This window comes from Paraburkholderia sp. (assembly GCF_035656215.1).
Lineage (GTDB): Bacteria > Pseudomonadota > Gammaproteobacteria > Burkholderiales > Burkholderiaceae > Paraburkholderia.
On record NZ_DASRSY010000283.1, the window covers coordinates 14,872 to 31,548 of the forward strand.

Here is a 16,677-nt window from a genome sequence, read left to right on the forward strand (position 1 = left end):
AAATATCCATGAGATTGATCTTATATTTTATTTTAGATCAATTTGACGCATATCAGTCGGTCAGCGAGACTTTGCTTCATCGACCACCCACATACGACTCCGATGAGCGAATCCTCATATCAGACCGTCGATGCGAGCGCCTTGTACCAGCGCGCGCAGTCCGACCGCGTCGCCCCGTCGCTGTACTACGACCCGGCGGTTTTCGAAACCGAACTCGAGCGCATTTTCTACAAGACGTGGATCTGGGTCGCGCACGAAAGCGAACTGCCGAATCCGGGCGACTTTCGCACCACCACGATCGGCCGCCAGCCGGTGATCGTGGTGCGCGACAAGAGCGGCGCCGTCAACGTGCTGCAAAACCGCTGCCGCCATCGCGGCGCAACCGTGTGCGAGCAGCACAAGGGCAATGCCAAAGGCTTCACGTGCCCGTATCACAGCTGGACCTATGGCCTCGACGGCGCATTGCGCGCGCTACCCTATGGCGACGGCTATGAAGGCGTGATCGACAAGACCGAGTTGCCGCTCGCCAGTTTGCGCGTCGGCATCTATCAAGGACTGATTTTCGCGAGCTTCAATCAGGAGATCGAGCCGCTTGAAGATTTTCTCGGCGGCGCCAAGCCGTGGATCGACCTGTTCATGAAGCAAGGCGCGGGCTATCCGATCAAAGCCAACGGCGAACATCGCTTCCGCTTTAACGGTAACTGGAAGATCCAGCTCGAAAACACCACCGACCTGTATCACTTCCCGGTCGTCCACAAGTCGTGGATGAAATCGATCGACGACGAAACCGCCGCCGCAATCACGAGCTTCATGACAAGCGACGAAGCATTCTGCCGCTCGCTCGGCAACGGTCATAGCCTCGCCGTGCTGGTGCCGGAGCTCGTCGATCTCGACCGCGACGACGGCGCGGCGATCCCCGAGCGCTTCGAAGGACTCGCCGCCACGCTCGCGAAAAAGCACCCGCCCGACGAAGTGCGCCGCATCGTGCGATCGCTGATGGGGGTCGGCTTCAACCTGAATCTGTTTCCGAACCTCGCGCTGTCGATGGCGTTTTTCCGCGTGCTGCGGCCCATCTCCGCGAACGAAACCGAAATTCGCCACGTCGCCCTCGCGATGGACGGCGGCCCCGAAGAGGCGAACCGTGTGCGTCTGCGCATTCACGAACATTTCCAGGGCCCGTTCGGTTTCGGCAGCCCGGACGACGCCGAAGCATGGGAACGCGTGCAGCGCGGCTCGCATGCCGGTCCAGATCTGCCGATCCTCGTGAATCGCGGCCTGAATCGCGAGAGCACGGCGCCAAACGGCGAAAAGACCGCCCACGCCACCGACGAAACCGGGATGCGCGAAGCGTACGCACAATGGCGCACGATGATGGAGCAAGCATGATGGACGACAGGAACACGCTGTTCTCGCAAAAGACCTTTGCCGGCGCAATCGAACTGATCTGGCGCGAAGCCGAATTGCTGGACCGCAAGGACTATCGCGAGTGGCTTTCGCTGTGGGACCCGGCAGGTTTTTACGTGGTGCCGATCGATCACGACACGACCGACTTCGCCGCCACGCTGAACTACGCATACGACGATCAGGACATGCGCGAGAAACGCGTGCAGCGCATGACGTCCGGCTATTCGGCCTCGGCGAGCGACGCCGCCCGCACCGTGCGCACGGTCTCGCGTTTCACCTTGACGAGCGATACGAGCGACGAGGTCGCGGTGAACTCGGCGCAGGTCATCGTCGCGTACAAACGCGGCAAGTCGACCTTGTTCGCCGCGGATCTCACGCATCGCATCAGTTTCGCGAGCGGCGAGCCGCGTATCGCGCAGAAGGTCATCCGCCTGATCGATTCGACCGAGGCACTCAGCGCCATCGGGTTCCTGTTGTAATTGATTACGCTACCAGCGAGCACGAGATGCAAAACGACACGCTTTCTCCCACGGCCGTATCAGCCGCCACGCCAGCGGCGCCTGCGACCTCGCGGACACTGCGGCGGATCATCGTCGCTTCCGTGCTCGGCAACGCGCTCGAATGGTATGACTTCTTTCTGTACGGCACGGCGGCGGCCCTGATCTTCGGGCCGCTGTTCTTCCCGCTGCACGGCGATCCGTTAATGGGCACGCTGGCCGCCTTCGCCGGCTTCGCGATCGGCTTTCTGGCGCGGCCGCTGGGTGGCATCGTGTTCGGCCACATCGGCGACCGGCATGGCCGCAAACGTGCGCTCGTCGTGACGCTGATGATGATGGGCGTGGCGACCTTCGGCATCGGTCTGTTGCCGACGTTCTCACAAATCGGTTTCCTCGCACCCATCGCGCTCGTCTGTCTGCGAGTCGTGCAAGGCATCGCGTCCGGTGGCGAATGGGGCGGCGGCGTGCTACTGATTAGCGAGAGCGCGCCGGCCAATCGCCGTGGCTACTACGCATCGTTCAGTCAGCTGGGCGTGGCGGGCGGTTTCGTGCTGTCGGCGGCCGCTTTTTATCTGGTGCAGCGACTACCGGTCGAGAGCTTCATGTCCTGGGGTTGGCGCGTGCCGTTTCTCGCAAGCGTGCTGATCTTCGGCGTCGGCGTGTATATTCGCCGGAGCCTGCCCGAGAGCCGCGACTTCGTCACAGCCAAGCCGAAACACATGCCGGTGCTGACCGTGCTGCGTAATCACCCGAAGCAGGTGTTGCAGGCGATGGGGCTACGCGTCGCCGAAAACGGCGGCACGTATATCTTCCTGTCGTTCGTACTGGTGTACGGCAAGACGATCGGCGTGCCGGTCCCGGTGATGCTTGGCGGCGTGATGCTCGCAATGCTGCTCGAACTCGTCACGATCGTGCTGTGGGGCCGGCTATCGGATGTGATCGGACGGCGACCGGTATATATGATCGGCGCGCTCGGCCTCGTTGTGATCGCGTTTCCCGCATTCTGGCTGATCGACACGCATGAACCGCTGCTCGTGTTCCTGTCGCTCGCATTGGGCTTGCCCTTCTGCCACGCCGCGATGATCGGCACACAGCCCGCGCTGATGGGCGAACTCTTTCCCACCGAGGTCCGCTATTCGGGCATGGCGCTAGGCCATGAGATCGCTTCGGTGTTTTCCGGCGGACTTGCGCCTCTGGTCGCTATCGCGCTGTATTCGAAGGTGCATGCGCCGTGGCCGGTCGCCTTGATGCTGATCGGTTTCGGTCTCATCACAGCGATCACGCTCATGACCATTCCGAAGAACATCACCACCACGCATGATTGAGAATGCGCCCGGCACGGCCCATGCATCGGGCGCTTCCGTTGCGCCCATTGCACGCCTGCTGCGATCAATCGGCGACGGCCACGAGTGGCAGCGTAAAACTGCATTGAAGCCCGCCCTGCTGCGCCGGTTTGGCCCAGATTTCGCCACCATGCCGCGTGACGATGTTTTTGCACAGCGACAAACCAATGCCGTTGCCGCCTACCTTCGACGAAGAAAACCCGTCGAACAGGCGGCCGTGCGCTTCCGCGGGCACGCCTGGGCCGTTATCGATCACCTGCACGAGCGCAGACTTGCCCCGCAGGCTCGTGACAAGGCGCAATTCACCACGCCGTGCAGCCGTATTGGTGTACCCCGTGGCGCATTCCGTCAGCGCCTCGATCGCATTGAACGCCAGATTCAGCACCACCTGGCCGATCAACACGCGTTCGCAATGTACCGGCAAGGCCTCAGGTGCCTGCTCGATGGTGACCGCAATTCCCGCCTCTTTGGCGCGCCATTCGATGAAGTACACGACGTCCGCGATGATGTCGCGCAAATCCGCATACGTCTCGCTCGGCTCTCGCTTGACGATGTAATCGCGCACGCTCTTGATGATGACCGCCGCGTGCTCAGCCTGACGATCGGCGCTGCGCAAACCCCACAACACGTCGTCGACGGGACCGGGTTGGGCGAGCCGCCGGATCGCGCCTTCGATGAAATTGCGCACCGCGGCGAGCGGCTGGCTCAACTCGTGCGCGATAGCGGTCGCCATTTCGCCCATCGCGTTGTAGCGCCCCGCGTATTCCAGCAGCCGCGCCTCGTGACGACGCGCCTCCTCCACGGCGACTTCGTCCGTGATATCGCGAAAGTGCAGCAGGCGTCCGTTGAGGTCGTCTTCGATCTCGATTCTTCTACACGTGATGCGCAACCAGCCCGGCGTGCCATCGCGGCGCGTGATGCGATAACGCTGCGGTGCCGAAGGCTGGATGCGCGGTGCGCTGGCGAGCTGTTCGAGCAGACGGTCGCGATCAGACTCGCTGCAATAGTCGAGCACGTCGCCCATCGGCGCGCCCTCTTCCAGACCCAGCACGCGCCGTCCGGATTCGCTGACGAATTCCACTTCGCCCCCGGGCGTCAGTACCGCGACGCCTTCGCCGAGATCCTGCATGAACTCGCGCAGCCGCGACTCGTAGCGCCGCAGCGTCTGCTTGAGCGTGTCTTCGACGCTGATGTCGCGAAACTGCACCATCACCACCGCGCGCTCGCGCAAGGGCACGTAGGTGGCAATCGCCTCGGACAGCATATCGGCCCCGTTACGCGAGCGATAACACCACTCGTAGACCTGTGGACCCTCGGTGATCGCACGGTCCATTGCACCGACGCCGATCTCGCGCCGGTACTTCGGCACCGGGCGCGTCATGTCTTTCGCCTTGAGCGGCAGCAATTCTTCGAGCGTAAAGCCCAGCGCCTCGCAGGCCGCGCGATTGGCCCACACGATCGCCTTCGTTTCAGCGTCGTGCAACAGCACGCACAGCGTGAGCGCGTCGAGCAGGCGGTGGAAATCTTCTTCAGCGGGGAAAGTCATCGGGCGAGACGGTGGAAAAATTCGATCACGTATGGGAAGGAACATAACACCAGTCCGCATGATTCGCGTCTGAAGATTTCTTTAGACACCCCCGGCGTGTTACCTAAAAACGCATCCCGCGTCCCAATTGAAGCGTTCTTTTTGCATTTCTAGACTGGCCCCACCCTGCACGTGTCGTCGCCTGCTTCATTGCCCGCGAACGAATCGTGCCTCGTGTTTCAGCCGATAACGAATCAAGGAGAAGCCCCCGCCATGTCAGACACCGCCACCGACAACGTTGCCGCCGCTTCAGGCACCCGCCGCGATGCCACGCGTTTGCCACTCGCTGACGTCATCGCCGAAATCGCTGCACGGCGCGAGGAGTTCGATCGCCTGTCGCACGTGCCGCGCGATGTGATCGCGAAGCTCAAGCGTGCGGGTGTGTATCGCGCGGCGACACCGAAGCGTTTCGGCGGCGATGCGCTCGCGCCCAGCGCGTTCCTCGACATGATCGAACGCATTGCAGTAGCGGACGGTTCGGCAGCATGGGTCGCGAGTTTCGGCTCGGCGAACGTGTATCTCGCGGCCTTGCCGCTGGCAACGCAGGCGCACATCTACGCCGACGGCCCCGATCAGGTGTTTGCAGGCGGTCTCTTCCCGGTACAACCCGCGCAACCCGCCGACGGCGGCTGGCGTGTGAACGGCACGTGGAAATTCGCGAGCGGCTGCAAGGGCGCGGATTGGCTCGGCGTGGGGATCGGTGCGGCCGGCTTGGGTGCGGCCGGCTCAGGTGCGGCCGGCTCAGGTACGGGGGCCCCGGGCGTGCCCGGCAAGCCACGCACAGCCGTGTTCCGCCCGCATCAGGTCGAGATCATCGAAAACTGGGATGTGGTCGGCATGCAAGGCACCGGCAGTCACGATCTGCGCGTCACCGATCAGTTCGTCGCCGACGACTGGACCTTCGTGCGCGGCGGCGAACCGTGCGTGGACGAGCCGTTGTATCGCTACCCGACGATCGCCTACGCGGCGCAAGTGCTGGCCGTGGTCAACCTTGGTCTCGCGCGTGCGGCGCTCGATGTCGCCAACCAGATGGCCGGCGGCCGCAAGACCACAACCGGCGCGCCGCAACTCGCCGACCGCGCGTACTACCGGATCGAACTGGCGAAAGCCGAGGCGCAATTGCGCTCGGCCCGCGCGTTCTTCTACGACACGACCGACGACGTCTGGCAATCGATCCTCGCCGGCAACCCCGTGACGCCGGAGCAGACCAGCCTGCTGCGTCTGGCCGCGACGCAGATCGCCCGCGAAGGCGCCGACGTCGTGCAGCGCGCCTACCGGCTCGGCGGCACAATGGCGATCTACCGCACGCATCCATTGCAGCGCCTGTTGCGCGACGCGATGGTGGTCACCCAGCACGCGTTTCTCGGCGAAGGCAACTTCGACGGCGCCGGTGCGGTGTTCGTCGGCGTACCGCCGATTCCGGGCTACCTGTAAGTCATTTTTTGCATTTGTCCTTCAAACGATTTCATGGAGAACCCAACAATGTCCGATAACCAGAAGCTGCCCCTGCGCGTTCTGTTCTGCTGCGGCGTGACGCAGAATTTCTTCGACTTGCCGCGCGAGAAGATCGGTGAAGTCTGGCAGGCCTACGGCAAGATGCTGGCCGCGGTCGAATCGATGGAAGGCGTCAGCGTGCTCGGCATCATGGACGACGACCGCCTCACCGTCGGCAATGCCGACAACTCGCCGTGGACCTTCTACATCATGGCCGACGTGCGCGACTTCGATACTGCCGTGGCGGTGTGTAATCTGTATCGCACCACGCCGGTCGGCGAGTACAACCTGTGGCGCTACGGCAAGATCGAAGCGCGCGTCGGCCGCGCGCTGGAAGTGCCGCCGCAACATGCCAACGCGGCTTGAACGTGTCGGAGCATGATGCGATGAACGGGAGCCCGGATACGCTTGTCATGTTGACCGAACGGCTCGCCGCGCTCGAAGCCGAATCCGCGGTACGTCGCACGATGGCGCGCTATATGGCGCTATGCGATGTGCCCTCGGGTGCGCTCGAAGGCGAGGCGCTCGCGGCCCTTTTTGCAGCCGACGCGATCTGGGAAGGCGTCGGCCCGCAGTACGCGAGCAAGTTCGGCCACCTCACCGGCCATGCGGAGATTCTTGCGATGCTCACGCGCTACCTGCCGCCGTCGCCGCATTTCTCGGTGAATGTGCACTTCCTCACGTCGGAAACCATCGAGGTACAGGGCGCAAGCGCTAAAGGCCGCTGGATCATGCTGCAGGCGTCCGGCTATGTCGACACGCCAGCAGAGTTGATCTCGGCACGCCTTGAAGTGGATTTCGCGCCCACCGGCGATGGCCAAGACTGGCTCATCACGCACTTTCGCACCGAACGTCTTTTCGATGCGCCCTGGCAAGTCAATGCAAGGAAACCGAACCCATGAATGAGTTTATCCAGACCTTGTCGTTAGGCGGCTCAGGTCCCAGCATCGCGATCAAGGACACGATCGATATCGCCGGCTACGCGACCACGGCCGCAAGCCGCGCGTTGGCCAATACACCCCCTGCTGCCCAACACGCGGACGTCGTGGAACGATTGCTCGATGCCGGCTGGCACATCGTCGGCAAGGCGAATATGCACGAACTGGCTTTCGGCATGACCGGTATCAACGACTACACCGGCACGCCGCAAAATCCCCAGGACGCCTCGCGTATTCCCGGCGGCTCGTCGAGCGGTTCGGCGGCGGCCGTTGGTTTGAAGCTTGCCGACGCCGCACTTGGTACGGACACCGGCGGTTCGATTCGTGGCCCCGCAGCGTGTTGCGGCGTGATCGGTTTGAAGCCGACTTATGGGCGCGTATCCCGGCGCGGCGTTGCACCGCGTGAATCGACGCTGGATTGCGTCGGACCGTTCGCGCGCGAGATGCAGATGATCGTCGCCGCGATGCAGGCGATCACCGCCGACTTCGACATGCATGCCGCCCACGCGCCACAAACAGGCGCGTGGAACGTCGGCATCGTGCAGGTCGACGCAACGCCTGAAATCCTCAACGCCGTTGCGCGTGCAGCAGGCCAGGCAGACTGCACCGCACGCACGGTGGAGCTCGCAGGCTTTGCTGCCGCCTTCGAAGCGGGGCTCTCGATCATCAACGCCGAAACCTCGCACGCGTTCGGGCACCTCGTGGCAACCGGCAAGCTCGGTGCCGACCTCGACGCGCGGCTGCGCGCCGCTGCAAAAACGACAGCCGCGCAAGTCGATGCGGCGGAGTCGGTACGCAGGCAATTCACCGCGGCTGTCGATCATGCGCTTGAAAGCGTGGACGTACTGATTCTCCCCACACTACCCGCGCTGCCGATCACGCTCGACGAAGCACGCGGTGGCGCCCCGGTCATCGCCATGTCGTCGTTGATCCGGCCGTTCAATCTGAGCGGCCATCCGGCACTGAGCTTGCCCTTGCCTATCGACGGCTCGCCGCTCAAGGCTGGGTTGCAGATCGTTGGACGCAAAGGTGCGGATGAACAGGTCTGCGCGATTGCGGCACGCTTCGAAGCGGCCCTCGCCGCCTGAAGCGGGCAATTGAGGTGGGCAAATGCGGCTGTCATATAGGGTTGGCAGATGCGGTTGCCATTTTCATCCGCCATTTGCGGTTGAAAAATGAACCTGGCAGATGAACTCGGTCGATGGACCAGACAAACGCGCAATGCGCCAAACCGCTGCAAAAGCGGCAGTTTTCTCAAGGAGTAGAAGCAATGCAGAAAAGAGTCGTACTCGTCACCGGCGCCGCGCGTGGTCTCGGCGCCGCGATTGCCACACGCTTTCATGCAGCGGGCTACGCGGTTGCCATCGGCGACATTGCGTTCGATGCCGCACAGGCCCTCGCCCGCGAACTGAGCACAGACGGCTCAAGCGCATTCGCGCTGAATCTCGACGTCACCTCGAAGAGCGCGTTCGAATCCGTACGCGATGCCATCCTGCAACGCTGGGGCCGCATCGACGTATTGATCAACAACGCGGGCGCATCCAAAGTCGTGCCCGTGATGGAGATCACCGCCGAGCAATTCGATCAGGTGATCAACGTGAATCTGCGCAGCGTGCTGTTCGGCTGCCAGGTGCTCGGCCAGCATTTCGCCGACACCTGCACAGGCCGCATCGTCAACATCGCCTCGCTGGCGGGACAGAATGGCGGATCCGCCACCGGTGCACATTATGCAGCGGCCAAAGGCGGTGTCATCACGTTGACCAAGGTGTTCGCACGTGACCTCGGCGCGGCGGGCGTGACCGTCAACGCGATTTCGCCCGGGCCAATGGATCTGCCGATCGTGCACGAGAGCGTCGCACCCGACAAGCTGAAGGCGGTGATCGCCAACATCCCCGCAGGACGTCTGGGCTCAGCGGACTATGTCGCCGATGTCGCGGTTATGCTGGCCGCGGAGAACGCTTACTTCGCGAACGGCGCGTGCTGGGATGTGAACGGCGGTTTGTTCATGCGTTGACGCTTTTTTTTGGCTCACGCGGTGGCGGAGTGCCTCAACGAGGCGCACCGTTCGCGGATGCGTCCCGATCCCACACTGCCATCACGTCGCGCACCAGCATCGCGATCGACGCGGCACCGAGTTTGTCCTTGATGCTCGCACGATGCACGTCGACGGTCTTCACGCTGATCGACAGATCGGAGGCGATACGCTTGCTGCCCTTGCCGTCGATCACGCCACGCAGCACTTCTTTCTCGCGTGCCGTCAGCGACTCCAGGCGCTTCTTCAAATCGCGCTGCTTCTGATTGGCGGCGTGACGCTGCGTGGCGAGTTTCAACGCGCGTTGCACGCGGTCGAGCATCTGCTGCGAGTTATACGGCTTCTCGACAAAATCGATCGCGCCGTTCTGCAAGGCGCGCACCGACATGGGAATATCGCCGTGTCCACTGACGAAGATGATCGGCAGTGTCGCACCTTGACGGTTCAACTCCGCTTGCACGTCAAAGCCGCTTTGCTCCGGCATGCGCACATCGAGCACGAGACATGCCGGCACGCTGGCATCAAAAGCGCTCAGGAATTCATTTGCATTGGCGAAGCCGGCCGACTTCACACCGACCGATTCGAGCAGCCACGCAAGCGACGTACGCATGCCGTTATCGTCGTCGACGATATAGACGATCGGTGCGAGGGACGGTGTGGACTGAGACGGGTGGAGCATGGGGTCAACACGGAGTAAGTCGGAACGGTTCGGGGAGTGTGCGATTCGAAGCGTCTTGCCGTCTCATGATAACCAGTGGAAAAAGCCCTGCAAAGCGATAGTTACCCTGTAGCTCAGATTAAATGTCCCCCATGCGGCCGCCGTTCAGTCACGTATTGGGAAAAGCTTTAGACGGATGGGGAAAGACGCCCCCTTGCGCACCGCTCGCGCGGATTTTTTTCCGCACGTGGATTGATTACGCTTGAATCCAGATCCATTCCGCGCCTCCCGAGGAACCCAGAACATGAAGCCGAATCCGCAATCGACTCCCACCGTTGACACCGACCTGGCAGCAAAACAGCAATTCCGTCAGGCCATGGCGCATCTATCCGCGGCCGTGAACGTCATTACGACTGCCGGCCCACACGGACGCTGCGGCGTGACCGCGAGTGCCGTGTGCTCCGTCACCGATACGCCGCCCACACTGCTCGTCTGTCTGAACCGTTCGAGCGCGATGCACGCCACCTTCGAACGCAACCGGCATGTTTGCATCAACGTGCTGCCCGGCGAGCACGAATTGCTCGCGCGCCACTTCGCAGGCATGACGCAGGTGCCGATGGAAGAACGCTTTGGCTGGCCGATCTGGGACGAAGGCACACACGGCGTGCCGGTATTGCGCGACGCACTCGCGAGTCTGCAGGGCGAGATCGTCGATCTGAAGGAAGTGGGCTCGCACTCGGTGATGTTCGTCAAAACCACCTGCATCAGCGTGCGCACGGACGGCGATGGGTTGATCTATTTCGATCGCAACTTCCACCGCATCAAGCGCTCGGCATCGCATTGAGCGCGACGAAATCCATTGAGTGCAGCCGCAGCGCGCGGTCCCCTTAAACCACGCCCGCGCTATCGGTATCGAACTGAAACTGCGGCACAGTTGCGACGGCCTCGACAAAGCAGTCGATCAAATAATCGCAGGCTGACGTATTCAATGCATCACGACGCGAGATGATGCCCACCGACACGCGCGGCAAGGCCTCACGCACCGGTATCGAAACGAGCCGTTCGCGAATCCAGTCGGTTTCCAGAAAACTCTTCGGACAGCACGACAGCAGATTACTGCTCACCGTCAGCGAAAAGCTCGCACTGAACGAACTGCACTCCACGACCACATGCGGCGCGCTTGCTCCGTGCTGCACAAAAAAATCCTGAAGCGACTGGCCGATACTTTCGGGCGTGGTGTTGAGCATCCACTCCGCGCCTTCCAGATCCGCGATCGATTCGGCATTCGCCAACGGATGCCCTTTGCGAGCGGAAATGATCAACTCGCCTTCGTGCAATGAGCGGAACACGAACTCCGGCGCGAGCTTTTTTTCATCGACGATAGCGATCACGAAGTCGAGCGAACCATCGCGCAGCCGCGCCAACGCTGCCGTCAGAAAACCTTCCTGAACTGAGAGCCGCGTTTTCGGCATGCGCTGCCGGAACGAGTGAATGGCGCGCGACAGAAACTTCAACGACACCAGCGGCGTGACCGCACACGACACCGTGCCGCCCGCCTGACCCGATAGATGGATCACGTCCTCTTTCGCATGCTGCATCTCGGCAAGGATGAGTCGTGCACGCGCACACACGGCCTGGCCGAACTGCGTGAGTTGCGCGCCACGCGCGCTGCGCGACACCAGCGGCACGCCCAATTCCTGTTCGAGCTCGCGAATCGCCTTGGTCAACGCGGGCTGGGACAGACACACCGTTTTGGCCGCGGCGCGAATGCTGCCATGCTGGGCAATCGCCACTAGAGCGCGCAACTGGTTGTATTTCACGGGTGAGCGGTCGGGTTAGCGGTTAGAGAAAGAGGCATCACGGTTGGCATCTTCCGCGGGTGAAACCCGCGGCTGACGGCTTGAATCGATGGTACACCGCGAGAAAACCCCCGGCCATGCTCCCAAATACCCATTGCCGTGCGGCTCACTGCAACCCCACTCCCCGCCCAGCCGGGTGCGATAACCCAGCGTTATCACAATAAGAAAAAGCAAATCCAGAATGCTTTTTTGACTCCCTAGACTTTTCCTATCGTCGCCATTGAAGGCGCTCCGCTCGATCAATGCGCTCTCAAACCGATATTGAAGCGCTCTCGAAACAATATCGAAGCATCACGGATTGATTCACCTCCAGAGGGATCCCGTTCATGAAGTCACCTTCACTCAGTTCTTCGCTGCACGATGTCAGTCAAAGCGCGAGACATGGCGCATCGACCCGCGGTCTGATCGTCGCGACAACGATCGGCAACGCATTCGAATTCTTCGACCTCACCGTCTACAGCTTCTTTGCCGTGCTGCTCGGCAAGCTGTTCTTCCCCCTCGCTTCGTCGCAACAGCAACTCCTACTTTCGGTTGGCACGTTCGGCATTGGCTTCATCGCGCGGCCGCTGGGCGGTGTACTGTTTGGGGTGCTGGCGGACCGCTTTGGCCGGCTCGCCGCGATGAATCTCACGCTGGTGACAATGGCAGTCGGCACCGGCCTGATCGGCGTGATGCCCACCTACGCACAAATCGGCATCGCGGCGCCGCTCGCGATCGTCGCCGCGCGTTTGCTGCAAGGCTTTTCCGCTGGCGGTGAAGTCGGCGTCGCGACCACCCTGCTCGCGGAACGCGCCTCTTCCGCGCGACGTGGCTACATCACGAGCTGGCAGTTCGCGAGCCAGGGTGCAGCAGCGCTGGCCGGCTCACTGGTCGGATTTCTACTGTCGCACTACCTCGACAAGGCTTCGCTCGAAACCTGGGGGTGGCGCATTCCGTTTCTTGCGGGCGTGCTGATTGCGCCGCTTGGTCTTTATTTGCGTTCGCGTCTTGGTGACGAGGCCGATGCGCCGGCCGATGCCGCGCGCGGAGCCACTGGCGTGCTGAAAACTGTTCTGCAACGCGACTGGCGGCTCGTGTTGGTAGCCCTTTTCCTGGTGGTCGGCGGCACGTCTGCGCACTTCATCGTGATCTATTACATGTCGACGTATGCGATCAAGGTGCTGCATCTGCCGATGGATGCCGCGCTCTGGTGCGGGATTCTCGCGGGCGCAGTGATGCTGGTGATGTCACCGGTGGGTGGCATCTGGTCCGACACGTTCGGCCGCAAACGCGTCGCGTTCATTTCGCGCGTGCTTCTGACCGTGCTCATTCTGCCGGGCTTCTATCTGATCCAGCATTCGCCTTCGGTCAGCACGTTGTATCTGGTGATCTGCGCACTCGCAGCGCTGCACTCCGTCAACGCAGGCGCGACCGGTTCGATGCTGCCGGAGATGTTCCCGCGCAACACGCGCGCAACGGGGCTTTCGATTGCGTACGCCGCGGGCGTATCGATCTTCGGTGGTTTTGCGCAATTCATCGTGACGTGGCTGATTCAGGTGACGGGGAATCCAGCCGCGCCCGCCTGGTATGTGATCGTCTGCGGGGTGCTCTCGCTGGTCGCGCTGCTGTTCGTGATCGACCGCACGCGTCAGGACATTTAGCCCGCCACACACGCGTTATTCACTCTTCAACACCACGAAATTCTCATGTCAGACACTCTTCATACCGATGCACCGCTCGCTGCGCACAGCGAACTCTGCGACCTGTCCGCGCACACCCTGCTCGATCTGCAGCGAAAGAAGGAAGTGAGCGCAGTCGAAATTCTGAATGCGCACCTTTCACGCATCGAGGCCGTCAACCCGCAGGTCAACGCACTGGTGACGATCGCCGACGAATCCGCCTTGAAGAGCCGCGCCGCAGAAATCGACGCGCAATGGGCCCGCGGCGTCTGGCAAGGTCCGTTGCATGGTCTGCCAGTTTCGCAAAAGGACCTGACCGCGACGCGTGGTGTGCGCACCACGTTCGGCTCGAAAACCTTCGAGCATCACGTCCCGCAGCACAGCGCACTGGTCGCCCGCCGCTGCGATGCCGCAGGTGCGCTGATGATCGGCAAATCGAATACGCCTGAATTCGGCGCCGGTTCGCACACCTTCAACGACGTGTTTGGTGTGACACGCAATCCGTGGGACCTGAGCAAATCCGCCGGCGGCAGCAGCGGCGGCGCGGCGGCCTCTGTCGCGTGCGGGATGAATCCACTCGCTTGCGGCAGCGATATGGGGGGCTCGCTGCGCAATCCGGCCGCGTGGAATGCGGTGGTCGGTTTGCGTCCGTCGCCGGGACGCGTGCCGCGCGCGCCGGATTCGAATGGCTGGGCGACACTCGGAGTCGATGGGCCGATGGCGCGCGATGTCGCCGATACCGCTTTGCTGTTAAGCGCGATCTCCGGGCCCTCCGGTGAAACCGCGACCGAAATCAGCGAATCAGGATCGCGCTTCGCGCAACCGTTGCACCGCGATTTTCACGGCACACGTATTGCCATGTCGGTCCAGCTCGCCGGTCTTGCTGTCGATCCCGAGATTCAGCGGGCCGTGCAGGCCCAGGCCGCGGTGTTCGAGTCGATGGGCTGCGAAGTGGAATTCGCCGACCCCGACCTCGGCGATGCCGAGGACGTGTTCCGCATCGAGCGCGCGTGGATGATCGGCAGCCTGGTCGATCGGCTCGATGCCGAGGCACGCGCACAACTGAAGCCGGAAATCGAAGCGGAGTGCCGCTTGCACCGCTCGCTATCCGCGGCGGATCTGGGTGATATGTTCGTGCGCAAGACTGCCTTGTTCGAGCGCATGCGCCGCTTCATGGACAACCACGCGTACTACGTGTTGCCCGCCACGCAGATGCTGCCCTTCGATGCCGATCTGCGCTGGCCCACCGAGTTCATGGGCACGCGCTACGACTCGTACATCGACTGGATGCGCATCTGCTGGTATCTGTCCTCCACCGAATCGCCGGTGCTCGCTTTGCCGTGCGGCTTTAGCGCGTCAGGCTTGCCGATCGGCTTGCAGATCGCCGGACGTTTTCGCGACGACTGGGGTCTGCTGCAATTCGGCCACGCCTATGAGACCGCCGCGGCACACAGCACGATGCGGCCGCCGCTTATCGCCGGGCACCATTAAACACCGCTAATTCCGCGGTTCCTCCAGTAGCCGGTTTTCGCCGCCGGCTGCTTGCAGGCAAGCAACGCGTGGCTCGCGGGAGCGAACACGTCCGTCACTTTTCGCACTTTCTCTAACTTGAGCGTCAGACAACATGAAAAAAACGCTACTGGCAGTATGCCTCGCCGCACCCTTTCCCGCAGTGGTGCATGCACAGAGTGCCGTCACGCTATACGGCATTATCGATGAAGGTTTGAGTTATACGAGCAATGCGGCGACGGCCAACGCGAACGGCAGCGTCTCGGGTCATAGCGCGGTTCGTCTGCTGAGCGGCGTGATGCAGCAAAGCCGCTGGGGCATGCGCGGCGCGGAAGACCTTGGCGGCGGCATGAAAGCGATCTTCATGCTGGAGAACGGCTTCGATGCCAGCACCGGCAAGCTTGGCCAGGGCGGTTTGTTATTTGGCAAGAAGGCGTGGGTGGGTTTGTCGGGACCCTTCGGTACCGTGACGCTCGGTCGCCAGTACGACACGAACGTCGACATACTCGGTCCGTTCGAGGTCGGCGATCAATGGGGTGGCTATATGGCGGCGCATCCTGGCGATCTGGACAACATCAACAACACCAACTCCACGAACAACGCGATCAAGTTCACCAGCAACACGTATGGTGGGTTGACGGTGGAAGGCATGTATAGCCTGGGCGGCGTGGCGGGCAATTTTTCGCGCAACCGGATCTGGTCGGTGTCGGCTGGGTATGTAAATGGACCGTTGGCGCTTGGTGTGGGTTATCTCGATGTCGCCAATCCGAATACGTCGTTCTTTGGCAGTACCGGTAGTCCTGCTGCTAGTGTGAATGGCGTGCCGGGCAGCAACATGGTGTCGCCTGTGTATTCCGGGGATGCGTCGGCGAAGTCGCTGCATGTGATTGGTGCTGGGGCGTCGTATCTTTTCGGGGCGGCGACGTTTGGTGCGACTTATTCGAATACGAGCTTCCGTAATCTTGGCGATCTTTCGTCGGGGCCGAATCCGGCAGGCTTGAGCGGCAATGCTACGTTGAATAATGCGGAGGTGAACTTCAAGTATCAGATCACGCCTGATTTGCTGTGTGGCGTGGCGTATGACTATACGAAAGGGAGTTCGGTTAAGGGCATGACAGGCGCGACTTATCAGCAGGTCGCGTCAGGGATCGACTATTTCGTGTCAAAGCGTACCGATGTGTATCTGATTGGGGTTTATCAGAAAGCCTCCGGGACGGACTCGACCGGCAAGCAGGCAGTAGCCGCGATTAATGGGCCTTCTGCGTCGGCCGATGATAAGCAGGCTGTTGTGAGGGTTGGGATGCGGCATAAGTTTTGATTTTGTTTTTTGCGCTGCGCGGTGCTTTTTTTGTCTGCTTGCCTACGGCGGCGGGCATACAGAAAAAAGCACCTCGCAGGCAACCAGATCAAACTACTTCACATCAAACGCGTAGTCACCGTGCGTACGATGCCCATCGGCCGCCACGGCCACCCAGTGCACGGTGTAATGACCGGCCGCGAGCGACGGCAGCGGCACGGTCATCTCCGCCGTCTGATGCGCGTCTACAGACAGACGTGCTGCGGCACCGCGATGCAGTCATGGCACCGCGCCGGAGTGACTCGAATCAGGAAGCGAACGGAGGGGCGCGAGGCTGCGCGAAGGTGAGCGGTTCGACGCGGCGAACGCTCTCGAAGCGGGTGGCGACAGTGTGCTGAAGAGC

15 protein-coding genes and 2 pseudogenes are annotated in these 16,677 nt (G+C 61.9%); 12 read left to right on the forward strand and 5 right to left on the reverse strand.

The window, feature by feature from the left end:
- The first annotated feature begins 102 nt into the window (after window positions 1-102).
- From VFE81_RS15935 to VFE81_RS15945, 3 genes are read left to right on the forward strand one after another with little or no spacing between them, the layout of a single operon-like run.
- Entirely contained in the window at window positions 103-1,386 is a 1,284-nt protein-coding gene (locus VFE81_RS15935; RefSeq protein WP_325045521.1) for an aromatic ring-hydroxylating dioxygenase subunit alpha, read from the forward strand.
- Complete coding sequence (locus tag VFE81_RS15940; protein WP_325045522.1) at window positions 1,383-1,883, forward strand: aromatic-ring-hydroxylating dioxygenase subunit beta; 501 nt, start codon at window positions 1,383-1,385, stop codon at window positions 1,881-1,883. Before VFE81_RS15935 ends, VFE81_RS15940 begins: the two co-directional genes overlap by 4 nt.
- 26 nt (window positions 1,884-1,909) lie before the next feature.
- Entirely contained in the window at window positions 1,910-3,226 is a 1,317-nt protein-coding gene (locus VFE81_RS15945) for an MFS transporter (protein ID WP_325045523.1), read from the forward strand.
- Between the two features lie 64 nt (window positions 3,227-3,290).
- Here VFE81_RS15945 and VFE81_RS15950 read toward each other — a convergent pair whose 3' ends face one another.
- Window positions 3,291-4,790 (reverse strand): PAS domain-containing sensor histidine kinase, encoded by a 1,500-nt coding sequence (locus VFE81_RS15950; RefSeq protein WP_325045524.1) that lies wholly within the window; start codon window positions 4,788-4,790, stop codon window positions 3,291-3,293.
- A gap of 252 nt (window positions 4,791-5,042) precedes the next feature.
- Between VFE81_RS15950 and VFE81_RS15955 the strand changes: the two genes are divergently transcribed.
- From VFE81_RS15955 to VFE81_RS15975, 5 genes are all read left to right on the forward strand, one after another.
- Window positions 5,043-6,263 (forward strand): acyl-CoA dehydrogenase family protein, encoded by a 1,221-nt coding sequence (locus VFE81_RS15955; RefSeq protein WP_325045525.1) that lies wholly within the window; start codon window positions 5,043-5,045, stop codon window positions 6,261-6,263.
- A gap of 48 nt (window positions 6,264-6,311) precedes the next feature.
- Window positions 6,312-6,689, forward strand: coding sequence for a hypothetical protein (locus VFE81_RS15960; RefSeq protein WP_325045526.1), 378 nt, complete (start codon window positions 6,312-6,314; stop codon window positions 6,687-6,689).
- Window positions 6,690-6,709: 20 nt separating this feature from the next.
- Window positions 6,710-7,225, forward strand: a complete 516-nt coding sequence (locus VFE81_RS15965) for a nuclear transport factor 2 family protein (RefSeq protein WP_325045527.1) — start codon at window positions 6,710-6,712, stop codon at window positions 7,223-7,225.
- The gene (locus tag VFE81_RS15970; RefSeq protein WP_325045528.1) at window positions 7,222-8,349 is read left to right on the forward strand and encodes an amidase; all 1,128 of its coding nucleotides are present in this window, start codon (window positions 7,222-7,224) and stop codon (window positions 8,347-8,349) included. The genes VFE81_RS15965 and VFE81_RS15970 overlap by 4 nt, the downstream gene beginning before the upstream one ends.
- Window positions 8,350-8,531: 182 nt before the next feature.
- Window positions 8,532-9,275, forward strand: coding sequence for an SDR family NAD(P)-dependent oxidoreductase (locus tag VFE81_RS15975; RefSeq protein ID WP_325045529.1), 744 nt, complete (start codon window positions 8,532-8,534; stop codon window positions 9,273-9,275).
- Window positions 9,276-9,309: 34 nt separating this feature from the next.
- Here VFE81_RS15975 and VFE81_RS15980 read toward each other — a convergent pair whose 3' ends face one another.
- Complete coding sequence (locus VFE81_RS15980) at window positions 9,310-9,972, reverse strand: response regulator transcription factor (RefSeq protein WP_325045530.1); 663 nt, start codon at window positions 9,970-9,972, stop codon at window positions 9,310-9,312.
- A gap of 283 nt (window positions 9,973-10,255) precedes the next feature.
- Here VFE81_RS15980 and hpaC point away from each other — a divergent pair, with 283 nt between their 5' ends.
- The gene (gene hpaC, locus VFE81_RS15985; RefSeq protein WP_325045531.1) at window positions 10,256-10,795 is read left to right on the forward strand and encodes a 4-hydroxyphenylacetate 3-monooxygenase, reductase component; all 540 of its coding nucleotides are present in this window, start codon (window positions 10,256-10,258) and stop codon (window positions 10,793-10,795) included.
- A gap of 43 nt (window positions 10,796-10,838) precedes the next feature.
- Here hpaC and VFE81_RS15990 read toward each other — a convergent pair whose 3' ends face one another.
- Window positions 10,839-11,771: a LysR substrate-binding domain-containing protein gene (locus VFE81_RS15990; protein ID WP_325045532.1), complete on the reverse strand. Its 933-nt coding sequence runs from the start codon at window positions 11,769-11,771 to the stop codon at window positions 10,839-10,841.
- Window positions 11,772-12,136: 365 nt separating this feature from the next.
- Between VFE81_RS15990 and VFE81_RS15995 the strand changes: the two genes are divergently transcribed.
- From VFE81_RS15995 to VFE81_RS16005, 3 genes are all read left to right on the forward strand, one after another.
- A complete protein-coding gene (locus tag VFE81_RS15995; RefSeq protein WP_325045533.1) occupies window positions 12,137-13,450 on the forward strand; it encodes an MFS transporter in 1,314 nt (437 codons plus the stop codon).
- Window positions 13,451-13,495: 45 nt separating this feature from the next.
- Window positions 13,496-14,959, forward strand: a complete 1,464-nt coding sequence (locus tag VFE81_RS16000) for an amidase (protein ID WP_325045534.1) — start codon at window positions 13,496-13,498, stop codon at window positions 14,957-14,959.
- Window positions 14,960-15,092: 133 nt separating this feature from the next.
- Complete coding sequence (locus tag VFE81_RS16005) at window positions 15,093-16,295, forward strand: porin (protein WP_325045535.1); 1,203 nt, start codon at window positions 15,093-15,095, stop codon at window positions 16,293-16,295.
- A 93-nt stretch (window positions 16,296-16,388) separates the two neighbouring features.
- Here VFE81_RS16005 and VFE81_RS16010 read toward each other — a convergent pair.
- Window positions 16,389-16,526, reverse strand: a pseudogene (locus VFE81_RS16010) (copper resistance protein CopC); the annotation flags it as partial.
- Between the two features lie 55 nt (window positions 16,527-16,581).
- Window positions 16,582-16,677 (reverse strand): annotated as a pseudogene (locus VFE81_RS16015) (DUF2946 domain-containing protein); the annotation flags it as partial.